Genomic DNA, 24,129 nt, shown 5'->3' on the forward strand with positions numbered 1-24,129 from the left:
TGATTCCGTATGCGGCGGTGTGAGGCCGTCTGCCGGACTGCTCGGCGAGGATGTGTGCGATATCCGAGCAGGATATGACGGCACCCTAGTGATCTCGTTAAGCCCCGGAAGAATGTGGCTGGGCCGAACGGGTGACCTGGACGGATGGCGGCCCGGCGCGCCACGCGACCCGCCCGCGCCGCGTGGCCGGAGGCGGACCGGCCCGGGCGCTGATAGGCTGGTACCCCGTGGACCGGTGGTCTGCCTGTGCGAATCAGGAGCCCCGAAACCGCAGCTTCGGCGCCCCCTGAGACCCTTCCGGATCGACGGTGGCCGGCGCCGGACGCACCTCACCTCGCGACCACGGGAGCCCCCTCTTGGCGATGCCGCCCAAATCCATGACGACCAAGCACATCTTCGTCACCGGGGGTGTCGCTTCCTCCCTCGGCAAGGGCCTGACGGCCTCCAGCCTGGGTGCGCTGCTGAAGGCGCGCGGCCTGCGGGTCACGATGCAGAAGCTCGACCCCTACCTGAACGTCGACCCGGGCACGATGAACCCCTTCCAGCACGGCGAGGTGTTCGTCACCAACGACGGCGCCGAGACCGACCTGGACATCGGCCACTACGAGCGCTTCCTCGACGTCGACCTCGACGGCTCGGCCAACGTCACCACCGGCCAGGTCTACTCGCAGGTCATCGCCAAGGAGCGGCGCGGCGAGTACCTCGGTGACACCGTGCAGGTCATCCCGCACATCACCAACGAGATCAAGCACCGCATCCGCCGCATGGCGACCGCGGACGTCGACGTGGTCATCACCGAGGTCGGCGGCACCGTCGGCGACATCGAGTCGCTGCCCTTCCTGGAGACCGTCCGCCAGGTCCGCCACGAGGTCGGCCGCGACAACGTCTTCGTCGTGCACATCTCGCTGCTGCCCTACATCGGCCCCTCCGGCGAGCTGAAGACCAAGCCGACCCAGCACTCCGTCGCGGCGCTGCGCAACATCGGCATCCAGCCCGACGCGATCGTGCTGCGCGCCGACCGCGAGGTCCCCACCTCCATCAAGCGCAAGATCTCGCTGATGTGCGACGTGGACGAGGAGGCCGTGGTCGCGGCGATCGACGCGAAGTCGATCTACGACATCCCGAAGGTGCTGCACACCGAGGGCCTGGACGCGTACGTGGTCCGCAAGCTCGACCTGCCCTTCCGCGACGTCAACTGGACGGTGTGGGAGGACCTGCTGGACCGGGTCCACAACCCCGACCACGAGGTCAAGGTCGCGCTCGTCGGCAAGTACATCGACCTGCCCGACGCCTACCTGTCGGTGACCGAGGCGCTGCGCGCCGGCGGTTTCGCCAACCGGGCCCGCGTACAGATCAAGTGGGTCACCTCCGACGACTGCAAGACCCCGGCGGAAGCCGCGGCGCAGCTGTCCGACGTGGACGCGATCTGCGTGCCCGGCGGCTTCGGCGACCGCGGTGTCAACGGCAAGGTCGGCGCGATCACCTACGCCCGCGAGAACAAGATCCCGCTGCTCGGCCTGTGCCTGGGCCTGCAGTGCGTGGTCATCGAGGCCGCCCGGAACCTGGCGGGCATCGAGGACGCCAACTCCACCGAGTTCGACGCCTCCACCCCGCACCCGGTCATCTCGACCATGGAGGAGCAGCTGGCCTTCGTCGAGGGCGCGGGCGACCTGGGCGGAACGATGCGCCTGGGCATGTACCCGGCGAAGCTCGCCGAGGGCTCCATCGTGCGCGAGGTCTACGGCGACCAGGCGTACGTGGACGAGCGCCACCGCCACCGCTACGAGGTGAACAACGCCTACCGCGGCGAGCTGGAGAAGAAGGCGGGCCTCGTCTTCTCCGGAACCTCCCCGGACAACAAGCTCGTCGAGTACGTCGAGTACCCGCGCGAGGTGCACCCCTACCTGGTGGCCACCCAGGCCCACCCGGAGCTGCGCTCCCGCCCGACGCGCCCGCACCCGCTCTTCGCGGGCCTGGTCAAGGCGGCAGTGGAGCGGCAGCAGTCCGCGAAGTGAGCGCCTGACCGCATAACGTAGACAGCCGGGGCACGGATCGTGCCCCGGCTGTCGCGTTTCTTGGGAAGGTACGGGCCATGGCCATGGGCAACGACATCGTGGACACGCCGGAGTCGTGGGAGGTCGTCGCCTCGCGCACCCCGTTCGAGGGCGCGAAGACATCCGTCAAGTCGGACCAGGTCCGGATGCCCGACTCCTCGGTGGTGCGCCGCGACTACCAGGTGCACCCGGGCTCGGTGTGCGTCCTCGCCCTCGACGAGGAGGAGCGGGTGCTGGTCCTGAAGCAGTTCCGGCATCCCGTGCGGCACCGGCTGTGGGAGCTGCCGGCGGGGCTGCTGGACGTGGCCGGGGAGAACCCGCTGCACGCGGCCCAGCGGGAGCTGTACGAGGAGGCGCACGTCAAGGCGGAGGACTGGCGGGTGCTGGCCGACTTCTTCACCTCGCCGGGAGGCTCCGACGAGGCCGTACGGATCTTCCTCGCGCGGGATCTGGCGGAGGCGGAGGGGGAGCGGTACGTGGTCTCCGAGGAGGAGGCGGACATGGAACTCGCGCGTGTTCCTCTCGGGGACCTGGTGCGCGGGGTCCTGGCGGGGCGGTTGGGGAACCCGGGGCTGGTGACGGGCGTCCTTGCCCTGTCCGCGGCCCTCGCCTCCGGCGGGGTGGAGTCGCTGCGCCCGCCGCTGGCTCCGTGGCCGGCCCGGCCGTACGAGGCGTAGCCGTCGTCTGCGGCGCCGCTGCCCCCGGACCCCCGCGCCTCAAACGCCGGCGAGGCTGAATGCCAGCCCCGCCGGCGTTTGAGGCGCGGGGTCTGGGGCGGAGCCCCAGGGAACGGTGGAAGGGCGGGTAGGGGACGGCTCCGCGCAGCGGCGCGTGAAAAAGCAGCGGCGCGTGAAAAAGAGGAACATCCGCTGATCCGATCAGGGGATATGTCCGCCGCGCTCCACCCGGGTCGTCGCTCTGCGTGAACTACGCTCGCAACCCGAGGCAGGGAGAGGAGCGGATCCGTGACGGATTTCGTCGGGCGGCGGCGTGAGCTCAAGGAGCTGCGCGAGGACATCGCACGGACCGGGCTCGACACCCTCTCGGGCCGTAAGGCCAAGGCGCCGAGGGCGCGCGTACTGCTCGTCGCCGGCCGGCCGGGATCGGGGCGGACCGCCCTCGCCGAGGCGTTCGTGCGCGAGGTCGCCGACCAGTACCCCGACGGGGTGCTCCGGACCCGGCTCACCGCCCCCGGCGGGGAGACCGTGGCCACCGAGCTGGCGGTCAGGGGGCTGCTGGAAGGCCTGGGGCACGCCACCCCGCCCGGGGCCGGGGAAGACGAACTGAGCGCCGCCCTGCGGGACGCCGTCGCCGACCGGCGGCTGATCATCCTCGTCGACGACGCCGCCGACCCGCACCAGGTCGACGCCCTGCTGCCCGACACCCCCGAATGCCTGGTCGTGGTCACCGCCGAAGGCCCGCTCACCGGGATCCCCGACGTACGGCCCTGCACCCTCGGCGGGCTGGACACGCCGTCCGCCGTCGAACTGCTGGCCCAGCGCATCGGCGACACCCGGGTCACCGCCGACCCGCGCGCCGCCGAGGCGCTCGCCGAGGAGTGCGGGGGCCAGCCCGCCGCGCTCGGCCTCGTGGGCGGATGGCTCGCCGCCCACCCCAAGGCCTCCGTCTCGGACGTGGCCAAGCAGCTGCACGACATGCCCGTCGGGACCGGCGGGGCGCTCGCCCGGGGCTTCCGCCTCGTCTACGAGTCCCTGCCGCAGCCCGCCCAGCGGACCCTGCGGCTGCTGCCGCTCGCCCCGGCCGGCATCGTCGACTCGCACACCGCCTCCGCCCTCGCCGGCTGCTCCGTGGCCGCGGCCCAGTCCACGCTGGACGATTTCGCCGGGCTGGGCCTCGTACGCCCCTCCCATGACGGCCTGTACCTGCTGCCCGGCTGCCTCGCGCCGCTCCTCCAGGCCCTGCTGGAGGCCAAGGAGCGCCCCGCCGAGGTCCAGCTGGCCCGGGCCCGGATGCTGGAGCGGACCGTACGGCTGCTGCACTCCTGCCGGGCCATGGCCGCGCCCGCCGAGGGCACCGACGACGGCGTGGACCCCCGCGAGAAGCTGGACGGCACGCCGCGCGCCCTGCGGTTCCCCGACCGGCGGGCCGCCGCCACCTGGCTGGACACCCGGCTGCCCGCGCTGTCCGCGGCCGCCTCCCTGGCCGTGGCCGACGGCGAGCTGGACACGCTGGCCCGCCGGCTGGTCGCGGCCCTCGTACGGGCGCTGGCGGACCACCGCGGCACCGCCGAGGCCGCCCCCGAGCTGTACGGGCTGCACCGCCTGGTCCTGGACGTGGCCGAGCGCCGCAACCTGCACCGGGAGCAGGCCGCCGCGCTGCTGAACCTCGCCGACCTGGACGCCGAGACCGGCCGTACCCAGGAGGCGCTGGAGCGCTACCGGGCCGCGCTGGACGCGGGACGCGCGGCGAACGACCCGTACGCGACGGGCCGCGCGATGGAATCCGTAGGCGGCGCGTACCAGGAGCTGACCGACTGGCACCGGGCCGCCGACTGGTTCGGCCGGGCCCTGTCCCAGGCCCTCGCGCGGGGGGAGCGCGCGGACGAGGCCCGGCTGTACGGGCGGCTGGGCAACGTCCATACCTACGCGGGCCGGTACGGGGAGGCGATGCGCAGCTGGCGGGCCGCCGCGGCGGGGTACCGGAAGCTGGCCGATGTCCCGGGTCAGGCAAAGGCGTTGAGCGAGATGGCCCGGGTCCAGGAGTACGCCGGGCACCCGGAGGAATCGCTGCACACCTGCCGCGAGGCGGTGGAGCTGGCGCGCAGGGCCGGGGACCAGCGGCTCCAGGCCGCGCTCCAGGTGCGGCTCGCCGACACGCTGGACCGGTTGGGTGACCCCGCGGCTGCAAGGCTGCACCGCTCTGCGGCTGATCGATTGCTGGGAGATGACCCCGCAGCCTGCGAAATCCGTAGTGGTTCCGACTAAGATTATTGGTTTGCAAGGCTAGACAGCGACTCATCCTTCATTAGACTGGCTCCACCACGTCATCCTGTGGTGCATCCCGTTGCGCGTTCTTGTGGGCGGGTATGTATGAAAGTGCCCCGTAAAATCCCCTGAGCCAAGGACCGTGATCGACGATGAAGGTCGGCATCCCCCGCGAGGTCAAGAACAACGAGTTCCGGGTCGCCATCACGCCCGCCGGCGTGCATGAGCTGGTCCGTAACGGCCACCAGGTCTTCATCGAGCAGAACGCCGGTGTCGGCTCCTCGATCACGGACGCCGAGTACGTCGGCGCCGGCGCGGAGATCCTCGGTACCGCCGACGAGGTCTGGGCGACCGCCGACCTCCTGCTGAAGGTCAAGGAGCCGATCGCGGAGGAGTACCACCGCCTCCGCAAGGACCAGACCCTCTTCACCTACCTGCACCTGGCGGCCTCCCGCGAGTGCACGGACGCCCTGCTGGAGTCCGGCACCACCGCCATCGCGTACGAGACGGTCGAGCTCGCGAACCGCGCGCTTCCGCTGCTCGCCCCGATGTCCGAGGTCGCGGGCCGGCTGGCCCCGCAGGTCGGCGCCTACCACCTGATGCGCTCGGCCGGCGGCCGCGGCGTGCTCCCGGGCGGCGTGCCCGGCACCCACGCCGGCGAGTGCGTGGTCATCGGCGGCGGCGTCTCCGGCTGGAACGCGGCGCAGATCGCCATCGGCATGGGCTTCCACGTGACCCTGCTCGACCGCGACATCAACAAGCTCCGCGAGGCCGACAAGATCTTCGGCACGAAGATCAAGACGATCGTCTCCAACGCCTACGAGCTGGAGAAGGCCGTCGTCGAGGCCGACCTCGTCATCGGCGCGGTGCTGATCCCGGGTGCGAAGGCCCCGAAGCTGGTCACCAACGAGCTCGTCGCCAAGATGAAGCCCGGAAGTGTCCTTGTCGACATCGCGATCGACCAGGGCGGCTGCTTCGAGGACTCCCGTCCGACCACCCACGCCGAGCCGACCTTCAAGGTCCACAACTCGGTCTTCTACTGCGTCGCCAACATGCCGGGCGCGGTGCCGAACACCTCCACCTACGCCCTGACCAACGCCACGCTGCCCTACATCGTGCAGCTCGCGAACCTCGGCTGGGTCGAGGCGCTGCGTCGTGACCCGGCGCTCGCGCTGGGCCTCAACACCCATGACGGCCAGGTCGTTTACGGTCCCGTCGCCGAGGCCCACGGCCTCCAGACCCTTGAGCTGAACACGCTCCTCGGCTGAAGCGTCAACGACTGACGTCAATCTCACGTATCCGGCCGGACCTTGCCCCCAAGGTCCGGCCGGACCCGTTTGCGCGGTGCCCCGGGAGCCCGTTCAACTCGCCTCGAACGTAACCCTTTAACCCTTTCGCACACCCGCGAAACTTCGCGGCGACAGTCCGCGCGCCCTTGACAGAGTGGTGTTCGGTTGCCGACACATCGTGCCGGGTCCGGTGGATTGTGTTGCCGCTGAGTGGTGACACGCCATAGAGTCGCCAACCGTCGGCATGGTGCCACGCTGACCTATCGATAAGTGTCCTGGTCACGTCCGAGGAGGTAAGACGACTTGTGAATGAGTCGACATTTGCTCCTGGAGGTGGTCGAGCAGGCATGCCTGAGCGGGGCCAGGGCCCTGCCGGGCTCGAAGCCGTCGGCTCCGTCGCAGTACGCACCTTCGCAAACCACCAGCACATGACGACGCCCCGAAAGAGCATGGACGGCCTAGACGTGAACTCCAGGGCCGGCGACCTGAGCGGCGAAAAGCCCGTGGGTTTCGCCGACTACGAAAACGTGCCCGAAGGGCACTTCTACGACCCCGACGCGGAGTACGAACCGGACCCCGAGTACGCGGCCACCCTCGCCCCCGACGCTGCCCGCCAGCGCCGTGAGCGGATCGGCCCGACCGGACGCCCGCTCCCGTACTTCCCCATCCCGGGTCCGCTGACCGACCACGGTCCCGCGAAGATCATCGCGATGTGCAACCAGAAGGGCGGCGTGGGCAAGACCACGTCGACCATCAACCTGGGTGCCGCGCTCGCCGAGTACGGGCGGCGCGTGCTGCTCGTCGACTTCGACCCGCAGGGCGCCCTGTCCGTGGGGCTCGGCGTGAACCCGATGGAACTCGACCTGACGGTCTACAACCTGCTCATGGAGCGGGGCATGTCGGCCGACGAGGTGCTGCTCAAGACGGCGGTCCCCAATATGGACCTGCTGCCGAGCAACATCGACCTGTCCGCTGCCGAAGTGCAGTTGGTCAGCGAGGTCGCGCGCGAGTCCACCCTCCAGCGGGCCCTGAAGCCCCTGCTGGCCGACTACGACTACATCGTGATCGACTGTCAGCCCTCGCTCGGCCTGCTGACCGTGAACGCCCTGACGGCGGCTCACAAGGTCATCGTCCCGCTGGAGTGCGAGTTCTTCGCGCTGCGCGGCGTGGCGCTGCTGACCGAGACCATCGAGAAGGTGCAGGAGCGGCTCAACCCCGAGCTGGAGCTCGACGGCATCCTCGCCACGATGTACGACTCCCGTACGGTGCACAGCCGTGAGGTGCTGGCGCGCGTCGTCGAGGCCTTCGACGACCACGTCTACCACACGGTCATCGGCCGCACGGTGCGCTTCCCGGAGACCACGGTCGCCGGTGAGCCGATCACGACGTACGCCTCCAACTCCGTCGGCGCCGCCGCCTACCGCCAGCTGGCCAGGGAGGTGCTCGCCCGGTGTCACGCCGAGTGAGTCTGCCCGGAGCCGACGAACTGTTCCGAACCACCGGGGGGATGGCCCTCCAGTCGTCCTCGCCCCGGCGGGGGGCCGACGAGGCGTCCGCCACGGAACACTCGGCCACCTCGGCGGAGGGCACGGCGGGGGAGGGCCGCAGCCGGGAGGCTGAGGCCGCGGCGGCCGGAGGCCCCGTCGTGGGGCAGCCGCGCAGGCCGCAGGAAGGTTCTGTCAGCCCCGCCGGTGCGGGTGCCCAGGCGGGCGGCCGCGGCAAGGGGCAGGGCCGGGGCGCGAACCGGCGGCCCAGCGGGCGCGAGCGGCACGACGAGAAGATCACCGTGTACGTCTCCGCCGAGGAGCTCATGGACCTCGAACACGCGCGGCTGGTGCTGCGCGGGGAGCACGGGCTGGCGGTCGACCGCGGGCGCATCGTCCGCGAAGCGGTGGCGGTCGTCCTCGCCGACCTCGAATCCCGGGGCGACGCGAGCATCCTCGTACGCCGCCTGCGCGGCCGCTGACCGTCCCCGCCGGGTCCCGTCCGGGACACGGCGCCGGAACCCGCGCGCCGGGGTGCCGGGCCGGAGGGTGCCCCGGTCCCGACGCCCCCCCGCCCCGCCCGCCGTGGTCCCCTTCGGGGGATGCCGAGCCCGTGCGCCACGGGGCGCAGCCGAGGCCGGGCCCCGAACCGCCCTGGCCGCCTCCGGCGCAGCCGCGGCCCGGGCCCGTACCCCGCCGGCCGCTTCCGGCGCAGCCGAGGTCGAGGCCCGCACTGCGCCGGGCCCGCCGTCGTACGGCCGAACCTCCGGGGACGCCGCCGGGACGGCCCCGGTCCGCCCGTCTCCCGTCTGCCCGTTCGCGCCGGGTCCGTAGCCGGCTCCGGGTGACGCCCCGCCGCCGCCCCGGGCCGGCCCGGCCCGATCGGGCGGACCGCGCCCAAGGGCTGTCCCGTGGCCCCCGGCGGGCGCACGACGACAGCACTGGTGCTGTGGCCGGAAGGGTCCACCGGGTCGCGCCGCCCGGCACGGCACCTCGCCGCGTTGTCGGAGCGCCCGGACCCGCCCGTACGCAGGCGACCCTCCACCTTGCGATGTACCGGATCCGCCGCCTTGCGCTGATCCACCGGGGACCACGGGACAGCCCTTAGGGGGTGTCCGGTGGGTCATGGCCGGGCCCGGGTCGGCTGGCACCGCGGCTTGCCGCGTTGTCGTCGGTCGTCAATGCTCCGCAGTGACTCCCTCCTCGCTCCGCAGTGACTCCCTCCTCCGCCTTGCAATCCACGGCACCAGCCGACCCGGGCTTCCGACCCTGACCCACCGGACACCCCCTAGGCTGCACGGGGCGCCGGTCGCTCAGGCCCGGCCCGTACGCCGCCCCCTCCGCACCACCCTGGACCGCGATGCCCTACCCCGCCGAACCCGGCCGACCGACCCGCCGCCCGCTGGGACGCGGTCCCGCTGCGCCCGATCCCGCGGCCGGGGCGGAGGATCCCGAAGGCGCTGAGCCGCCCGCTACGGGGCGTACGGCGGACCAGGGCGGGGCGGAGCCCCAGGCGGCGCCCGAGGCCGGGTACGGCCCCACAGGCCGCCCCCGGACCCCTGCCGCCCCGCCCGGGACGCCGACCCCGGCCGAGGCACCCGCCCCGCGGGACCCGGGAGCGGTGCCGGTCGTCCCGGCCCCGGCCGAGGCCCCCGCGGCCCCGACCGCCCCAGCCGCCCCGGCCGGTTCCGCACTCGGATCCCCCTCAGCGCCCGCGCGCCCCGGGACGGAGGCGCCCGCCGACCCCGGCCCCGGGACGGAGGCGCCCGCCGACCCCGGCCCCGGGACGGAGGCGCCCGCCGACCCCGGCCCCGGGACGGAGGCGCCCGCCGACCCCGGCCCCGGGACGGAGGCGCCCGCCGACCCCGGCCCCGGGACGGAGGCGCCCGCCGACCCCGGCCCCGGGACCGAGGCGCCTGCCGGCCCCGGCCCCGCTCCCGCTCCCGGCCACCGCCCCGGCGCGGTGGTGGGTGCGGGCCCCACCGGAGGCGACGGGCGGTTCACGTTGCACCTCGACAACTTCGAGGGGCCCTTCGACCTGCTCCTCCAGCTGATTTCGCGGCACAAGCTCGACGTCACCGAGGTCGCGCTGTCCAAGGTCACCGACGAGTTCATGGCGCACATCCGGGCGATGGGCCCGGACTGGGACCTCGACCAGACCACCGAGTTCCTCGTCGTGGCCGCCACCCTGCTCGACCTGAAGGCCGCCCGGCTGCTGCCGGCCGCCGAGGTCGAGGACGAGGCCGACCTGGCCCTGCTGGAGGCCCGGGACCTGCTCTTCGCCCGGCTGCTCCAGTACAAGGCGTACAAGCAGATCGCCGAGATCTTCGAGGGGCGGGCCGAGGCCGAGGGCCGGCGCCACCCCCGTACCGTCGGCCTGGAGCCGCACCACGCCGAACTGCTGCCCGAGGTGGTCATCAGCATCGGCCTGGAGGGCTTCGCCCGCCTGGCCGTGAAGGCCATGCAGCCCAAGGCCCGGCCGCAGGTCTACGTGGACCACATCCACGCACCCCTCGTCAGCGTGCGCGAGCAGGCCGCGCTCGTCGTGCGCATGCTCAAGACGCGCGGCGAAGCCACCTTCCAGGAACTCACCGAGGACGCGGCGGACACCCTCACCGTGGTCGCCCGCTTCCTGGCCCTGCTGGAGCTCTACCGCGAGAAGGCGGTCGTCCTCGACCAGGAGGAGGCCCTGAAGACCCTGACCGTGCGCTGGAGCGGCGGGGACGGCGACGGCATGCCGACCGTGACCGACGAGTTCGACCAGATCGTGGAGGCGAAGGAATGAGCGACGCGAGCGCGGTGGCCGCGCTGGAGCTGAAGCCCGCGCTGGAGGCCGTACTGATGGTCGTGGACGAGCCCGCGACCGAGGCGCACCTCGCCAAGGTCCTGGAGCGCACCCCGCGCGAGGTCGCGGCCGCGCTGCGCGAGCTCGCCGAGGAGTACACGGCCGCCGGCCGGGGCTTCGAGCTGCGCCTCGTCGCCGGGGGGTGGCGTTTCTACAGCCGGGCGCAGTACGCCCCGGCCGTAGAGGGCTTCGTACTGGACGGCCAGCAGGCCCGCCTCACACAGGCGGCGCTGGAGACCCTGGCGGTCGTCGCGTACCGCCAGCCGGTGAGCCGTTCCCGGGTATCGGCGGTCCGCGGAGTCAACTGCGACGGGGTCATGCGGACCCTCCTCCAGCGCGGTCTGGTGGACGAGGCGGGGACGGAACCCGAAACAGGTGCGATCCTGTACAGGACGACGAACCACTTTTTGGAGCGGATGGGCCTGCGCGGCCTGGACGAGCTCCCGGAGCTCGCGCCCTTCCTCCCCGAGGCGGACGCGATCGAAGCCGAGACGCAAGAAGGTGTGCCGTCGTTCGATCCGGACGCACCGGACACTGATGAAGACGACGACAAGACGACGGAACTTTGATGCGAAGCAGCGGCAACGGCAACGGTAGCGGCAACAGGAACAGCAGCGGCGGCGGCGGGCGCGGAGGCGCCCGAGGCGGCGGCTCCGGCGGCGGTGGCTACCGCGGTTCCGGCTCCGGCGGTGGCAGCACCGGCGGCTACCGGGGCGGCTCCAGCGGCGGCTCGGGCGGTGGCGGCGGCTACCGCGGCGGCTCCAGCGGCGGTTCGGGCGGCTCCGGCGGCGCCCGCGGCGGCAGCGGCTCCAGCGGCGGCGGCGCCCGCGGTGGCAGCGGCTCCGGCGGCGGCGCCCGCGGTGGCAGCGGCTCCGGCTCCGGCGGCGGTTACCGCAGCGGCGGCTCCGGCGGCGGCTACCAGGGCGGCGGCTACCAGGGCGGTGGCTCCGGCGGTTACCAGGGCGGCGGCTCCGACTCGCGTGACCGCGAGCAGGCGCCCCGCATCCGCAACCCGCGCCCCGAGGAGCGCCGCTACGACGTGGGCCCCGAGGGCGAGCGCAGCGGCCGCAGCGGTGCCAAGGCGGGCGGCGGCGGTGCCCGCGGCGCGGCCGACGGCGGCCGCGGTGGCTCCGGTGCCCGTGGCGCGGCAGCGCGCGGCGGTGCCAAGGGCGGCCCCAAGACCTCCAAGACCCCGGCTATCGGCGGGGCCGGCGGCCCGCGCCGCGGTCCGGGCAGCCGTAGCGGCCAGTCCCGCCCGCGCGAGCTGGACGCGCGGATCGAGGAGCGCGTGCGCGACCGGTACGCCGACAAGCCCGTGATCAAGACCCCGAAGACCTTCCCGGGTGCCGAGGAGGAGGGTGAGCGCCTGCAGAAGGTGCTCGCCCGCGCCGGCATGGGTTCGCGCCGCGCCTGCGAGGAGCTCATCGAGCAGGCCCGCGTCGAGGTCAACGGCGAGATCGTGCTGGAGCAGGGCAAGCGCGTCCTGCCGAAGGACGAGATCAAGGTGGACGGCCTGACCGTCGCCACCCAGTCGTACCTGTTCTTCGCGCTGAACAAGCCCGCCGGCGTCGTCTCCACCATGGAGGACCCGGACGGCCGCCAGTGCCTCGGCGACTACGTCACCAACCGTGAGACGCGTCTCTTCCACGTCGGCCGGCTCGACACCGAGACCGAGGGCATCATCCTGCTCACCAACCACGGTGAGCTGGCCCACCGCCTCACGCACCCGAAGTACGGCGTGAAGAAGACCTACGTCGCCGCCATCACCGGCCCGCTGCCGCGCGAGATCGGCAAGCGGCTCAAGGACGGCATCGAGCTGGAGGACGGGTACGCCCGCGCCGACCACTTCCGCGTCGTCGACCAGGTCGGCAAGAACTACCTGGTCGAGGTCACCCTCCACGAGGGCCGCAAGCACATCGTCCGCCGCATGATGGCCGAGGCGGGCTTCCCCGTCGAGAAGCTCGTCCGGACCGCCTTCGGTCCGATCGAGCTGGGCGACCAGAAGTCCGGCTGGCTGCGCCGCCTGACCAACACCGAGGTCGGCATGCTGATGCGCGAGGTCGGTCTGTAGTCCGCCTGATCGCAGGACAAGGGAAAGCCCGCAGTGCCTCACGGCGCCGCGGGCTTTTCCCTTGTCCGGGGCCCCTTTCCTTGTTTATAGTCAACTTGACCATTAAAGAGAGTGGGGGGTCGTCAATGAGCTGCACCTTCATCGGCCAAGCCGTGTGTGGCCGGCGGCCCTGGACCTGCGGGGGTCGCGAGCCTCTCGTAAATGAATGCGAGCGGGTGTGTGTTAACTCGATTGGGTGGTTGTCGGGTTGGCGGCTTGCGGGGGGTGGTGTTCAACGGGGTAGCGTCGCCGGTGCGATCTGGGACGCCGGGTGCGGTGCCAGTGTGCGGGGCCCCTGCTCCACCGGAGCGATGGTTCAGGGCCTCCCCGTCGCCTTTGGCCGCGCCCACTTGGCCAGATCGCTAGGGAACCGGCCCTCCCGGAACGGACCACGCACAGGATGCGTGTCGCCGTCCGGGGAGCGAAAGCCGGGACCCAGTGCGTCCAAGACCGTTCGGGGCGTGCCACCGCGCAGAGCTCATTTCTGCGCGGTGAAAAGGAACGGTGGACCAGGAACCGTCGAGGTCCTGCCGGTGCACCGGGCCACCGCCCCCGCGGGGGCGGTGGGGGTGCTCGGCCTCACGCTGCCGGCTCGGGGCGCCCGTACGGTCCGGGAGGCGGCGGCATGAGGCGCTTCGGCCACGGGCTGGTGCTCGGCAAGTTCTATCCGCCGCACGCCGGCCACCACCACCTGGTGCGCACCGCCCAGGACCGCTGCGAGCGGCTGACCGTACTGGTCTGCGCGGCCTCCGTGGAATCGGTGCCGCTCGCCGACCGGGTCGCCTGGATGCGGGAGGCGCACCCCGGCGCCGAGGTCGTCGGCGCCGTGGACGACATCCCGGTCGACCTGCACGACCCGGCCGTCTGGGAGGCCCACATGGCGATCTTCCGCGGTGCGGTCGGCCGCCCCGTCGACGCCGTCTTCACCTCGGAGGGCTACGGCACCGAGCTCGCGCGCCGGTTCGGCGCCGAAGAGGTCTGCGTGGACCCCGCCCGGACCCTGTTCCCGGTGTCCGGGACGGCCGTACGGGCGGACCCGGCCGGCTGCTGGGACTTCCTGGGGCCGGCCGTACGGGCCGCCCTGGCGCGGCGCGTCGTCGTGCTCGGCGCCGAGTCCACCGGGACGACGACACTGTCCCGGGACCTGGCCGCGCACTACCGGGCGCGCGGCGGGGTCTGGGCGGCGACCGGCTGGGTCGCCGAGTACGGACGCCGCTACAGCGAGGAGAAGCTCGCGGCGGCCCGCGCGTCGGACCCGGGGGCCACCTGGGCGGACGTCTCCTTCACCTCGGCGGAGTTCCCCGTCATCGCCCGGCGCCAGGACGCGCACGAGGAGAAGGCCGCCCGGACGGGCTCCCCGGTGCTGATCTGCGACACCGACTCCTTCGCGACCGGCATCTGGCACGAGCGCTACCTCGGCGGCCGCAACCCGGAGGTCGAGAGGACCGCCGCCCTGACCCGCCGGGACCTGTACCTGCTGACGGACGACGCCGACGTGCCCTTCGAGGACGACGGGCTCCGCGACGGGCCCCACCTCAGACCCTGGATGACCCGGCGGTTCCGCGAGGAGCTGGTGGCGACCGGGCGGCGCTTCCTGCTCGTGCGCGGGGACCGGCGGACGCGGCTGGCCACGGCCGTGGCCGCCGTGGACGGACTGCTCGCCGAGGGCTGGCACTTCGCCGATCCCCTCCCGGAGGCCCGATGAGCGGGGAACCGGCGGCCGGCTACGACCCGCACGCCTTCGAGCCGTTCGCGGTGACCGTCGACCTCGCCGTGTTCACCGTACGGGCCGGGGCCCTGCACGTCCTGCTGATCCGGCGCGGGCAGGAGCCGTACGCGGGGGCCTGGGCGCTCCCCGGCGGCTTCGTCCTGCCCAGTGAGTCCGCGGAGACGGCGGCCCGGCGCGAACTGGCCGAGGAGACGGGCCTGCCCGGGGCGGTGGTCGCGGCCCTGCACCTGGAGCAGTTGCGCACCTACAGCGAACCGGACCGGGACCCCCGGATGCGGGTGGTCTCGGTGGCCTTCACGGCGCTGGTCCCCGACATGCCGGAACCGGCGGCGGAGGGCGGCGGCGACGCCGACCGGGCCCGCTGGGTGCCGGTGGGGACGGTCGGCGGCCTGGCCTTCGACCACGCGGTGATCCTGGCGGACGCGCGCGAACGGATCGGCTCGAAGCTGGAGTACACCTGCCTGGCCCCCGCCTTCTGCCCGCCCGAGTTCACCCTCGGGGAGCTCCAGGCCGTCTACGAGACCGTCTGGGACACCTCCCTGGACCGCCCCAACTTCCGCCGCAAGGTCCTGGCCACCCCCGGCTTCGTCGAGGCCGTACCGGGGGCCGCCCGGCTCACCGGGGGCCGCGGCAAACCGGCCGCGCTCTACCGGCCCGGACCGGCCACCACCCTGCACCCGCCCCTGCTCCGCCCCACGGAAGGACACCCCCGATGACGACCACCACGAAGCGCGCGGCGACCGGCGCCATGATCGGCCTCGCCCTGGGGGACGCCCTGGGCTTCCCCACCGAGTTCAACGACGTCCCGTCGATCCTCGCCAAGACCGGCCCGTGGCGCGAGATGAAACTGCCCCGCCCGGCGATCGTCACGGACGACACCCAGATGACCCTGGCCCTGGCACGCGGCATACGGACCGCCGCCGGGCAGGGGCCGGCCGACCCGCTGCTCCTGGCCCCGCCGGTCCGGCAGGAGTACGTCGACTGGTACCACTCCCCGGAGAACAACCGGGCGCCCGGCAACACCTGCCTGACGGCCTGTCGCCTGCTGGACGACCCCGAGCGGGACTGGCGCGACGCCAGCCGGACCGGCTCCAAGGGCTGCGGCGCCAACATGCGGGTCGTCCCGGTCGGGCTGGTCCCCGGCTGGACCGAGGAGGAGCGGGCAGGCGCCGCCCAGCTCCAGTCCGCCCTCACCCACGGTCACCCCACCGCCCTGGCCGCCTCCGACCTGACCGCGCGGGCCGTGTTCCTGCTGGCCCGGGGCACCGAGGTGACCGGCCTGGTCGGGCAACTGCGCTCGTACGCACTGGAGAACCGCACCCGCTACCACGAGCGCTGGCTCGGCGACCTCTGGACGCGCACGGCCTCCGACGCGTCGGCGCAGTCCTTCATCGCCCGGGGCTGGGACGAGTGCCTGGCCGTACTGGACCGCCTCGCGGCGGCCCTGCGCAGCCCGTCCCCGGAGACCGACCCCTGCCTGGCCACCGGCGACGGCTGGATCGCGGAGGAGGCCCTCGCCACGGCCCTGCACTGCTTCCTTCTCTTCCCGGACCAGCCCCTGACGGCCCTGCGCCGCGCAGCCTGCACGGCCGGGGACTCGGACTCCATCGCCTGCCTGGCCGGCGCCTTCGCGGGCGCCCACCTCGGCGCGGACGTCTGGCCGCGCGACTGGGAGGGCCGCATCGAGTACCGGGACGAACTCCTGGCCTTCGGCGCCCTCTGGGATGCTTGATCCATGCTGGATGCACTGAGTCTCGACCTGACCCCCGTCGTGGCCGAACAGCCCGACCCGCTGCTGTTCGCCACCGTGTCGGGCGCCCACCTGTACGGATTCCCGTCCCGGGACTCCGACATCGACCTGCGCGGAGCCCACCTGCTCCCCGCGCGGTCCCTCCTCGGGCTGCGCGAGCCGGAGGAGACCCGCAGCCGGATGTGGGACCGGGACGGGGTCGAGATGGACCTCGTCACGCACGACCTGCGCAAGTTCGTCCGGCTGATGCTGAACCGCAACGGCTACGTCCTGGAGCAGCTGCTGTCCCCGCTGGTGGTGCACACCACGCCGGCCCACGAGGAGCTGATCGCGCTCGCCCCGGGCGTCCTGACCTCCCACCACGCCCACCACTACCGGGGCTTCGCCAACACCCAGTGGCGGCTCTTCGAGAAGGCGGCCGAGCTGAAGCCGCTGCTGTACGCCTTCCGGGCCCTGCTCACCGGCATCCACCTGATGCGGTCGGGCGAGGTGCAGGCGCACCTGCCGAGCCTGCTGGCCGAGGTACCGGAGGCGCCCGCCCGTCTCGCCGGCCTGATCGAGGCCAAGGTGGCCGCCGAGCACGGGGCGTACGAGGGACCGGCCGTGGACCGGGTGCGGGAGGAGTTCGAGGCGCTGCACGGGGTGCTCGACGCGGCGCAGGCGCTCTCCGCGCTGCCGGAGTACGGCTCGGCCTACGACGCGCTCGACGCCTTCGTCGTACGCCGGCGCATTTCCTAGTCCGGCCACAGCACTAGCCGGCGGACGCGCGGCGGGCGCGGACCAGGAAGTCCTCGACGCGGGCCTGGTCGGGCTCCTCGGGGAGGGTGGTCGTGGCCAGGGCGGCCTCGGTCTCCTCGGCGAGGCGGGCCATCCAGGCGTCGACCTCGTCCCAGCTGAGCTCGCCGCGCCTGACCGCGAGGAGCCGGTCGCGGTACGGGCCCGCATGGATGGTCAGGCGGCCGGTGCGCAGCAGGTCGCGGCAGGACAGCAGCAGGCGCAGCAGGTGCATGGCGTGCTTCCAGCGCGGGGCCCCGTGGACGCGGACGTCCGCGAGGAGTTTGCCGCGCTGGGAGGAGGCGTACCGGCTGAAGCTGGTGTGGGCCCGGCGGGAGAGGAAGGCCTCGCGGAGGGAGAGCAGTTCCTCGCCCACCGGGGTGAGGCGTTCCACCAGGGGGGAGTGCAGGCACTCCAGGACGTTCGGGTTGGCGCGCAGGGCCAGGGAGCAGAAGCGTTCCAGCTCCCAGGAGAACTCCTCGTCCCGAGGGCCCTCCACATGCGTGGGGGGCTTCTCGAACCGCCAGAACAGCGGCGTCGGGGCGAGGTAGACACCGCGCCGGTCGGTGTCGCTCGCCTCCGTCGCCAGCCCGAACGCCCGGGAGCCCATCACGCACTGATAGACCGTGTGGTCCCGCACCAGCGTCAGATCGTCCATCCGGGGAGCCTAGTGCTGTGGCCGGAAAGGTCCACCGGGTCGCGCCGCCCGGTACGGCGCCTCGCCGCGTTGTCGGACCGCGCCGGTACGTCCAGTACGAGCCGCGACCCTCCGCCTTGCGATGCACCGCACCGGACGACGCGCCCCGACAAACCTTTCCGGCCACAGCACTAGACACGCCCCTGGCGCTAAGCGAGCGTGATACTGCCGTCCGCCGCGACGGTGATCTTCTTCTCGGCCAGCGGGCGGGTGGCCGGGCCCTTGGTCACCGCTCCGTCGGTGTCCTTGAACTTGCTGTCGTGGCAGGCGCAGTCGATGGTGCCGTTCGCCACCTTCGTCACGAGGCAGCCCTGGTGGGGGCAGACCGCCGTGAAACAGCGGTAGTTCCCGGCCGTGGGCTGGGTGATCACCAGCTTCTCTTCCTTCAGGACCGTGCCGCCGCCGACCGGCACGTCCGCCGCCTTGGCGATCGTCTTCTTGGCCGCCGCGGGCGCGGGCGCGGACGGGTCGGTGGCGCTGCCCGGCTCGCTCACCGGTTTCTGCTTCTCGCCCTCACCGCAGGCGGTGAGAACTCCGCCCGCCAGGGCGGAAGCGCCTGCTGCCAGTACGGTGCGCCGGGCGGTCTGCGTGGGGTCGCTCATGACTGTCTCCTCGCTGTGTGGCCGGATGACGTGCAGCATCCTGGCCCGCGGAGGGCCTCGGGAGAAGCCCGCCGCGCCGGTTCATGCACCCGGCTGCCACGGGACCAGTGAGGCAGGACTGCCGGGTGTGCGTACGACTTCCCACACGTGGATCACGGCCTCCCGGTTCAGCGGGCCGTGGACGTGGGGATAGCGGCCCCCGGATTCACCCTCCCGGCGGACTTCCGCCGTCAGGGCTTCCTCGTCGAGTTCCACCGCGAGCAGGGTCCCCCGTACTTCGCGGTAGTGCGCGTCGGCGATCGCGAGCGCCGTAGGGCGGTCCGCCGAACAGTGGACGAAGCCCTCGGAGCCGAGCGAGGGCGGGGCGTACGGGGAGTCGGGCGCGACGGCCCAGTCGGCGAGCGGGACGATGTGGAAGATCATGCCGATCGTTCTACCGCAGCCGCCGCGGGGCCGTGCGCCAAGTGGCGGCCCCACCCGGTTCGGGTGACATTGTCCGTGTCTCGAAGCCGGGCCTGCCGCTGTCTCGCGCGGCCCGGCCCCTCTTCGAAAGGCATGACCATGGCGGGTAGCGACCTCGGTTCTCTTCTCGGCGGCCTCCTCGGTGGCGGCGGCAGCGGCGGCGGCCAGGGCGGTGGAGGCGGCAACATCCTCGGCTCGCTGCTCGGCTCCCTGCTGGGCGGCGGCGCGGGCGGCGGCCAGGCGGGCGGCGGGAACAACCCGCTGGGCGGCCTCATGGACATGCTGAACAAGTCGGGGCTGGCCGACCAGGCCCAGTCCTGGGTCGGCACCGGCGAGAACAAGCCCGTCAGCGCCGACCAGATCAAGGAGGCCCTGCCGGCCGGCACCCTCCAGAAGGTCGCCGAGCAGGCCGGCGTCACCCCGGAGCAGGCCGCCGACGAGATCGCGCAGACGCTGCCCCAGGCGGTCGACAAGCTGACGCCGGACGGGCAGGTGCCGTCGGGTTCGCTGGAGGACATCATCAAGGCGCAGGCGCTCTGACACCTCCCCGAAGGCGCCACTTCGGACTTACTCGTCCAGGGCCCGGGCTCGCCTCGCGTACGCCGCGAGCCCGGGCCCTCGCGGCGTACGCGGTGCCCACTACCCTGGCCGGACAAGCCCTTTCGCCGTGCCGTACGCAACCCTGGAGCGCCCCCGTGAGAACCGCCGTCGTCATCGGAACCGGACTGATCGGCACCTCGGCGGCGCTCGCCCTGACCGCCCGCGGGATCACCGTGCACCTGGTCGACCACGACCCGGCGCAGGCCCGTACGGCGGCCGCCCTCGGGGCCGGCTCCGACGAGCCGCTGGAGGGTCAGGTCGACCTGGCGGTCGTCGCCGTACCGCCCGCCCACGTCGCGGCCACGCTGGCCGAGGTGATCGGAGGCGGTGTGGCCCGGGCCTACGTGGACGTCGCCAGCGTCAAGGGCGGCCCGCGGCGGGAACTGGCCGCCCTGGGCGTGGACCTGACGGCGTACATCGGCACCCACCCGATGGCCGGCAAGGAGCGGTCGGGGCCCCTCGCCGCCACCGCGGACCTCTTCGAGGGCCGCCCGTGGGTGCTCACCCCGACCCGGGACACCGACCACGAGGTCCTGAACCTGGCGCTGGAACTGGTGGCCCTGTGCCGGGCCGTACCCGTGGTGATGGACGCGGACGCACACGACCGGGCGGTGGCGCTGGTCTCGCACACCCCCCAGCTGGTGTCGAGCATGGTCGCGGCCCGCCTGGAGGAGGCCGACGAGACGGCGGTCCGGCTGTGCGGGCAGGGCATCCGGGACGTGACGCGGATCGCGGCCTCCGATCCGCGGATGTGGGTGGAGATCCTGTCGGCGAACCCGGGGCCGGTGGCCGACGTCCTGAGCGGGATCGCCGCGGACCTGGCGGAGACCGTGGCGGCCCTGCGCGGCCTCCAGTCGGCCGACGAGGAGAAGCGGCGGGGTGGCGCCGCCGGGATCGAGGACGTGCTGCGGCGCGGGAACGCGGGGCGGGTGCGGGTGCCGGGCAAGCACGGCGCGGCGCCGACGGTCTACGAGACGGTGGCCGTGCTCATCTCCGACCAGCCGGGGGAGCTGGCGCGGATCTTCGCCGACGCCGGGCGGGCCGGGGTCAACATCGAGGACGTGCGGATCGAGCACGCGACGGGGCAGCAGGCGGGTCTGGTCCAGCTGATGGTGGAGCCGCGTGCCGTGGCCGGCCTGACGGCCGAGCTGCGCGAGCGGGGCTGGGCGCTGCGGCAGCAGTAGCCCCTGCGGGCCGGCTGCCGGGGCTCCGCCCCGGACCCCGCGCCTCGAACGCCGGCGGGGCTGGATCGTCCACCGCCGCTGCGGAGCCCCCGCAGCGGCGGTGCACATGCCGGGGACCGGGGGTGGCTGGGGCCCGGTAACCTGGAGCAGGGGCGTTTTCGTGCGCCCGCACACGTACGCGCAACCAGGAAGGTGCCCGCACCGTGGAAACCGCAGCTCCGTCCGCCGTGATCGTCGCCATCGACGGTCCCTCCGGCACGGGCAAGTCCAGCACCTCCAAGGCCGTGGCCGCCAAGCTCGGGCTGCGCTACCTGGACACCGGTGCCCAGTACCGGGCCATCACCTGGTGGATGATCACCAACGGCGTCGACACCGACGACCCGCAGGCCATCGCGGTCGCCGCGGGCAAGCCGGCCATCGTCTCGGGCACCGACCCGGCCGCCCCCACGATCACCGTGGACGGCCTGGACGCCGCCGGCCCGATCCGTACCCAGGAGGTCACCTCCAAGGTCAGCGCCGTCAGCGCCGTCCCCGAGGTGCGCACCCTCATCACCGGGCTCCAGCGCTCCATCGCCGCCGAGGCGGCGAAGACCGCCGACGGGATCGTCGTCGAGGGCCGGGACATCGGTACCACCGTCCTGCCCGACGCCGACCTCAAGATCTTCCTGACGGCGTCCGCCGAGGCCCGCGCCGCCCGCCGCAGCGGCGAGCTCCGCGGCAAGGAGGCCTCCGACCTCGCCGCCACCAGGGAAGCCCTGATCAAGCGGGACGCTGCCGACTCCGGCCGCAAGACCTCCCCGCTGGCCAAGGCCGGCGACGCCGTCGAGGTCGACACCACCGAGCTCACCCTCGACCAGGTCATCGAATGCGTCGTGACCCTGGTCGAAGAACGGCGCTCCAGGTGAGCGGAGCGCCCTCCCCCAAGGGTGCGGCGGTCGGCAGGCGCATCGGCATCGGGCTCATGTACGGGTTGTGGAAACCGCGCGTACTGGGAGCCTGGCGGGTGCCCGCCGCGGGCCCCGTGATCCTCGCCGTGAACCACTCGCACAACATAGACGGCCCGATGGTGATGGGCACCGCGCCGCGGCCGCTGCACTTCCTGATCAAGAAGGAAGCCTACGTCGGCCCGCTCGGCCCCTTCCTCGAAGGGATCGGGCAGGTCAAGGTGGACCGCGGCGGCGCCGACCGGACGGCGATAGGCCGAGCCCTCGGTGTGCTGGAGAACGGCGGGGCCCTGGGGATCTTCCCGGAGGGCACCCGGGGCGAGGGCGACTTCGCCTCGCTCCGCGCCGGGCTCGCGTACTTCGCGGTCCGCAGCGGCGCGCCGATCGTGCCCGTCGCCGTCCTGGGCAGCGGCGACACCCCCGGGCGGGTCGTCAAGGGCCTGCCCGCCCTCAAGAGCCGGGTCGACGTCGTCTTCGGCTCGGCCTTCGACGCCGGGGACGGTACCGGCCGCCGTACCCGTACCGCGCTGGACCAGGCCACCGTACGCATCCAGGACCGGCTGACCGCCCACCTGGCCGACGCCAAGCGCCTCACCGGGCGCTGAGCGAGACTTGACCTAGTAGTGGAACCGCGCTGCGCGGGTGCCACCGATCACCACGAACGACGAGGAACGGACTTCATGAACGACCAGCACGACCACGGAGCACTTGGCGATGCCGAGTACGCGGAGTTCATGGAGCTCGCCGCGGAAGAGGGCTTCGACATCGAGGACGTCGAAGGCGCGATCGAGGCGGCGGGCCACGGCCCGCTGCCCGTCCTCGCCGTCGTCGGCCGGCCCAACGTCGGCAAGTCGACCCTGGTGAACCGGATCATCGGCCGCCGCGAGGCGGTCGTCGAGGACAAGCCCGGCGTCACCCGCGACCGCGTCACGTACGAGGCCGAGTGGGCCGGCCGCCGCTTCAAGGTCGTCGACACCGGCGGCTGGGAGCAGGACGTCCTCGGCATCGACGCCTCCGTCGCCGCCCAGGCCGAATACGCCATCGAGGCCGCCGACGCGGTCGTCTTCGTCGTGGACGCCAAGGTCGGCGCCACCGACACCGACGAGGCCGTCGTCCGGCTGCTGCGCAAGGCCGGCAAGCCCGTCGTCCTGTGCGCCAACAAGGTCGACGGCCAGAGCGGGGAGTCCGACGCGGCCTCCCTGTGGTCGCTGGGCCTCGGCCAGCCGCACCCCGTCTCCTCGCTGCACGGCCGCGGTACCGGCGACATGCTCGACGCGGTCCTGGAGGCCCTCCCCGAGGCCCCCGAGCAGACCTTCGGCACCCCCGTCGGCGGTCCGCGCCGCATCGCGCTGATCGGCCGCCCGAACGTCGGCAAGTCCTCGCTGCTCAACAAGGTCGCGAAGGAGGACCGCGTCGTCGTCAACGAGCTGGCCGGCACCACCCGCGACCCGGTCGACGAGCTGATCGAGCTCGGCGGCATCACCTGGAAGTTCGTGGACACCGCGGGCATCCGCAAGAAGGTCCACCTCCAGCAGGGCGCCGACTACTACGCCTCCCTGCGCACGGCCGCCGCCGTCGAGAAGGCGGAGGTCGCTGTCATCCTGATCGACACCACCGAGACGATCAGCGTCCAGGACCAGCGCATCATCACCATGGCCGTCGAGGCCGGCCGCGCCATCGTGATCGCCTACAACAAGTGGGACGAGCTCGACGAGGAGCGCCGCTACTACCTCGAGCGTGAGATCGAGACCGAGATGCAGCAGGTCTCCTGGGCGCCCCGGGTGAACGTCTCGGCGCTCACCGGCCGCCACATGGAGAAGCTGGTCCCGGCGATCGAGACCGCCCTTGAGGGCTGGGAGACGCGCGTCCCCACCGGCCGCCTGAACGCGTTCCTCGGCGAGGTCGTCGCCGCGCACCCGCACCCGATCCGCGGCGGCAAGCAGCCCCGCATCCTGTTCGGCACCCAGGCGGGCAGCAAGCCGCCGCGCTTCGTCCTCTTCGCCTCCGGCTTCCTGGAGCACGGCTACCGGCGCTTCATCGAGCGCCGACTGCGCGAGGAGTTCGGCTTCGCGGGCACTCCGATCCACATCTCGGTGCGGGTGCGCGAGAAGCGCGGCGCCCAGCACAAGAAGAAGTAGTCCGGCGCGGGGTCAGTAGCCCCGGCGCGGAGCGGGCGGCAGAGCCGCCGGGATGTGCTGCATCCCGGTCTGGTTCTGCCGCCCGCTCGTGTATGCGGGGCCGTCGCCGCCCTGGCCGGCGTAGGAGTACGACGGCTGCGGGGTGTACGAGGGCTGCCAGCTGTCGCTCTGCTGCCATGCGGAACCGTTCCACCCGCTCCCGGTCCCGCCGCCGTACGAGAATCCGCCGGCGCCGTACGTGCCGCCGTACGAGAACGCCGTGAAGCCGAGGCCCTCCTCGCCCGTGCGGTCACCCGGCAGGGCCCGGAAGGCGCGCAGGTACTCCGAGTACAGCGTGTCGTAGATCGGGGTGTGCGAGGCGGCCGGAGCGCTGTCCCGATCCCGTGAGGGGCGCATCGGGGGGACGGTGCTCGGAAAGGACGGGGCGCGGGAGGAGTCGTATGAATGCACGTATCAGCCAACGAAACCGGCGCCCTGCGGATGCGGGGTGACCGGGGCGAAAACGCAGATCGCCGGGGGTGC

At 72.9% G+C, this 24,129-nt stretch carries 22 protein-coding genes; 18 read left to right on the forward strand and 4 right to left on the reverse strand.

Annotated elements, in window-relative coordinates; translation table 11 throughout:
- Positions 1–362: 362 nt before the first annotated feature.
- The 13 genes from OG447_RS17230 to OG447_RS17290 all read left to right on the forward strand — a co-directional run bounded on the left by OG447_RS17230 (position 363) and on the right by OG447_RS17290 (position 16,944).
- Positions 363–2,015 (forward strand): CTP synthase, encoded by a 1,653-nt coding sequence (locus OG447_RS17230; RefSeq protein ID WP_266937506.1) that lies wholly within the window; start codon positions 363–365, stop codon positions 2,013–2,015.
- Between the two features lie 83 nt (positions 2,016–2,098).
- Entirely contained in the window at positions 2,099–2,731 is a 633-nt protein-coding gene (locus tag OG447_RS17235; RefSeq protein ID WP_266938916.1) for an NUDIX hydrolase, read from the forward strand.
- Between the two features lie 288 nt (positions 2,732–3,019).
- Complete coding sequence (locus OG447_RS17240; protein ID WP_266937508.1) at positions 3,020–4,999, forward strand: tetratricopeptide repeat protein; 1,980 nt, start codon at positions 3,020–3,022, stop codon at positions 4,997–4,999.
- 152 nt (positions 5,000–5,151) lie between these two features.
- Complete coding sequence (gene ald / locus OG447_RS17245; RefSeq protein WP_266937510.1) at positions 5,152–6,267, forward strand: alanine dehydrogenase; 1,116 nt, start codon at positions 5,152–5,154, stop codon at positions 6,265–6,267.
- 368 nt (positions 6,268–6,635) lie between these two features.
- Positions 6,636–7,754 carry a ParA family protein gene (locus tag OG447_RS17250; protein ID WP_266937512.1) on the forward strand — a complete coding sequence of 373 codons (1,119 nt, stop codon included), beginning with the start codon at positions 6,636–6,638 and terminating at the stop codon, positions 7,752–7,754.
- Positions 7,739–8,254, forward strand: coding sequence for a hypothetical protein (locus OG447_RS17255; RefSeq protein WP_266937514.1), 516 nt, complete (start codon positions 7,739–7,741; stop codon positions 8,252–8,254). Before OG447_RS17250 ends, OG447_RS17255 begins: the two co-directional genes overlap by 16 nt.
- Positions 8,255–9,132: 878 nt before the next feature.
- The gene (locus OG447_RS17260) at positions 9,133–10,557 is read left to right on the forward strand and encodes a ScpA family protein (protein ID WP_266937516.1); all 1,425 of its coding nucleotides are present in this window, start codon (positions 9,133–9,135) and stop codon (positions 10,555–10,557) included.
- Positions 10,554–11,186: an SMC-Scp complex subunit ScpB gene (gene scpB / locus OG447_RS17265; protein WP_266937518.1), complete on the forward strand. Its 633-nt coding sequence runs from the start codon at positions 10,554–10,556 to the stop codon at positions 11,184–11,186. The genes OG447_RS17260 and scpB overlap by 4 nt, the downstream gene beginning before the upstream one ends.
- Positions 11,186–12,688 carry a pseudouridine synthase gene (locus OG447_RS17270; protein ID WP_266937520.1) on the forward strand — a complete coding sequence of 501 codons (1,503 nt, stop codon included), beginning with the start codon at positions 11,186–11,188 and terminating at the stop codon, positions 12,686–12,688. The genes scpB and OG447_RS17270 overlap by 1 nt, the downstream gene beginning before the upstream one ends.
- Before the next feature lie 664 nt (positions 12,689–13,352).
- The gene (locus tag OG447_RS17275; RefSeq protein ID WP_266937522.1) at positions 13,353–14,432 is read left to right on the forward strand and encodes an AAA family ATPase; all 1,080 of its coding nucleotides are present in this window, start codon (positions 13,353–13,355) and stop codon (positions 14,430–14,432) included.
- A complete protein-coding gene (locus OG447_RS17280) occupies positions 14,429–15,172 on the forward strand; it encodes an NUDIX domain-containing protein (protein ID WP_266937524.1) in 744 nt (247 codons plus the stop codon). Before OG447_RS17275 ends, OG447_RS17280 begins: the two co-directional genes overlap by 4 nt.
- Positions 15,169–16,188, forward strand: a complete 1,020-nt coding sequence (locus OG447_RS17285; RefSeq protein WP_266937526.1) for an ADP-ribosylglycohydrolase family protein — start codon at positions 15,169–15,171, stop codon at positions 16,186–16,188. The genes OG447_RS17280 and OG447_RS17285 overlap by 4 nt, the downstream gene beginning before the upstream one ends.
- A 3-nt stretch (positions 16,189–16,191) precedes the next feature.
- On the forward strand, positions 16,192–16,944 hold the full coding sequence (locus tag OG447_RS17290; RefSeq protein WP_266937527.1) for a nucleotidyltransferase domain-containing protein: 753 nt from the start codon (positions 16,192–16,194) through the stop codon (positions 16,942–16,944).
- A 13-nt stretch (positions 16,945–16,957) separates the two neighbouring features.
- On the opposite strand, the gene OG447_RS17295 is transcribed toward OG447_RS17290, so the two are convergent.
- The 3 genes from OG447_RS17295 to OG447_RS17305 form a co-directional block, all read right to left on the reverse strand.
- Positions 16,958–17,638 carry a nucleotidyltransferase domain-containing protein gene (locus OG447_RS17295; protein WP_266937529.1) on the reverse strand — a complete coding sequence of 227 codons (681 nt, stop codon included), beginning with the start codon at positions 17,636–17,638 and terminating at the stop codon, positions 16,958–16,960.
- Positions 17,639–17,826: 188 nt separating this feature from the next.
- The gene (locus tag OG447_RS17300; RefSeq protein WP_266937531.1) at positions 17,827–18,279 is read right to left on the reverse strand and encodes a Rieske (2Fe-2S) protein; all 453 of its coding nucleotides are present in this window, start codon (positions 18,277–18,279) and stop codon (positions 17,827–17,829) included.
- An 81-nt stretch (positions 18,280–18,360) separates the two neighbouring features.
- Positions 18,361–18,702 carry a DUF952 domain-containing protein gene (locus tag OG447_RS17305; protein WP_266937533.1) on the reverse strand — a complete coding sequence of 114 codons (342 nt, stop codon included), beginning with the start codon at positions 18,700–18,702 and terminating at the stop codon, positions 18,361–18,363.
- A gap of 138 nt (positions 18,703–18,840) precedes the next feature.
- Here OG447_RS17305 and OG447_RS17310 point away from each other — a divergent pair, with 138 nt between their 5' ends.
- The 5 genes from OG447_RS17310 (at position 18,841) to der (ending at position 23,607) form a co-directional block, all read left to right on the forward strand.
- On the forward strand, positions 18,841–19,281 hold the full coding sequence (locus tag OG447_RS17310) for a YidB family protein (RefSeq protein ID WP_266937535.1): 441 nt from the start codon (positions 18,841–18,843) through the stop codon (positions 19,279–19,281).
- Between the two features lie 155 nt (positions 19,282–19,436).
- Complete coding sequence (locus OG447_RS17315; RefSeq protein WP_266937537.1) at positions 19,437–20,525, forward strand: prephenate dehydrogenase; 1,089 nt, start codon at positions 19,437–19,439, stop codon at positions 20,523–20,525.
- A 203-nt stretch (positions 20,526–20,728) separates the two neighbouring features.
- On the forward strand, positions 20,729–21,430 hold the full coding sequence (gene cmk / locus OG447_RS17320; RefSeq protein WP_266937539.1) for a (d)CMP kinase: 702 nt from the start codon (positions 20,729–20,731) through the stop codon (positions 21,428–21,430).
- Positions 21,427–22,074, forward strand: a complete 648-nt coding sequence (locus tag OG447_RS17325) for a 1-acyl-sn-glycerol-3-phosphate acyltransferase (RefSeq protein ID WP_266937541.1) — start codon at positions 21,427–21,429, stop codon at positions 22,072–22,074. The genes cmk and OG447_RS17325 overlap by 4 nt, the downstream gene beginning before the upstream one ends.
- Before the next feature lie 75 nt (positions 22,075–22,149).
- The gene (der, locus tag OG447_RS17330) at positions 22,150–23,607 is read left to right on the forward strand and encodes a ribosome biogenesis GTPase Der (protein WP_266937543.1); all 1,458 of its coding nucleotides are present in this window, start codon (positions 22,150–22,152) and stop codon (positions 23,605–23,607) included.
- Between the two features lie 12 nt (positions 23,608–23,619).
- On the opposite strand, the gene OG447_RS17335 is transcribed toward der, so the two are convergent.
- Positions 23,620–24,003 (reverse strand): hypothetical protein, encoded by a 384-nt coding sequence (locus OG447_RS17335; RefSeq protein ID WP_266937545.1) that lies wholly within the window; start codon positions 24,001–24,003, stop codon positions 23,620–23,622.
- Positions 24,004–24,129: the final 126 nt, after the last annotated feature.

Origin of the sequence: Streptomyces sp. NBC_01408 (assembly GCF_026340255.1) — a bacterium.
In the GTDB taxonomy this organism is placed as follows: Bacteria; Actinomycetota; Actinomycetes; order Streptomycetales; family Streptomycetaceae; genus Streptomyces.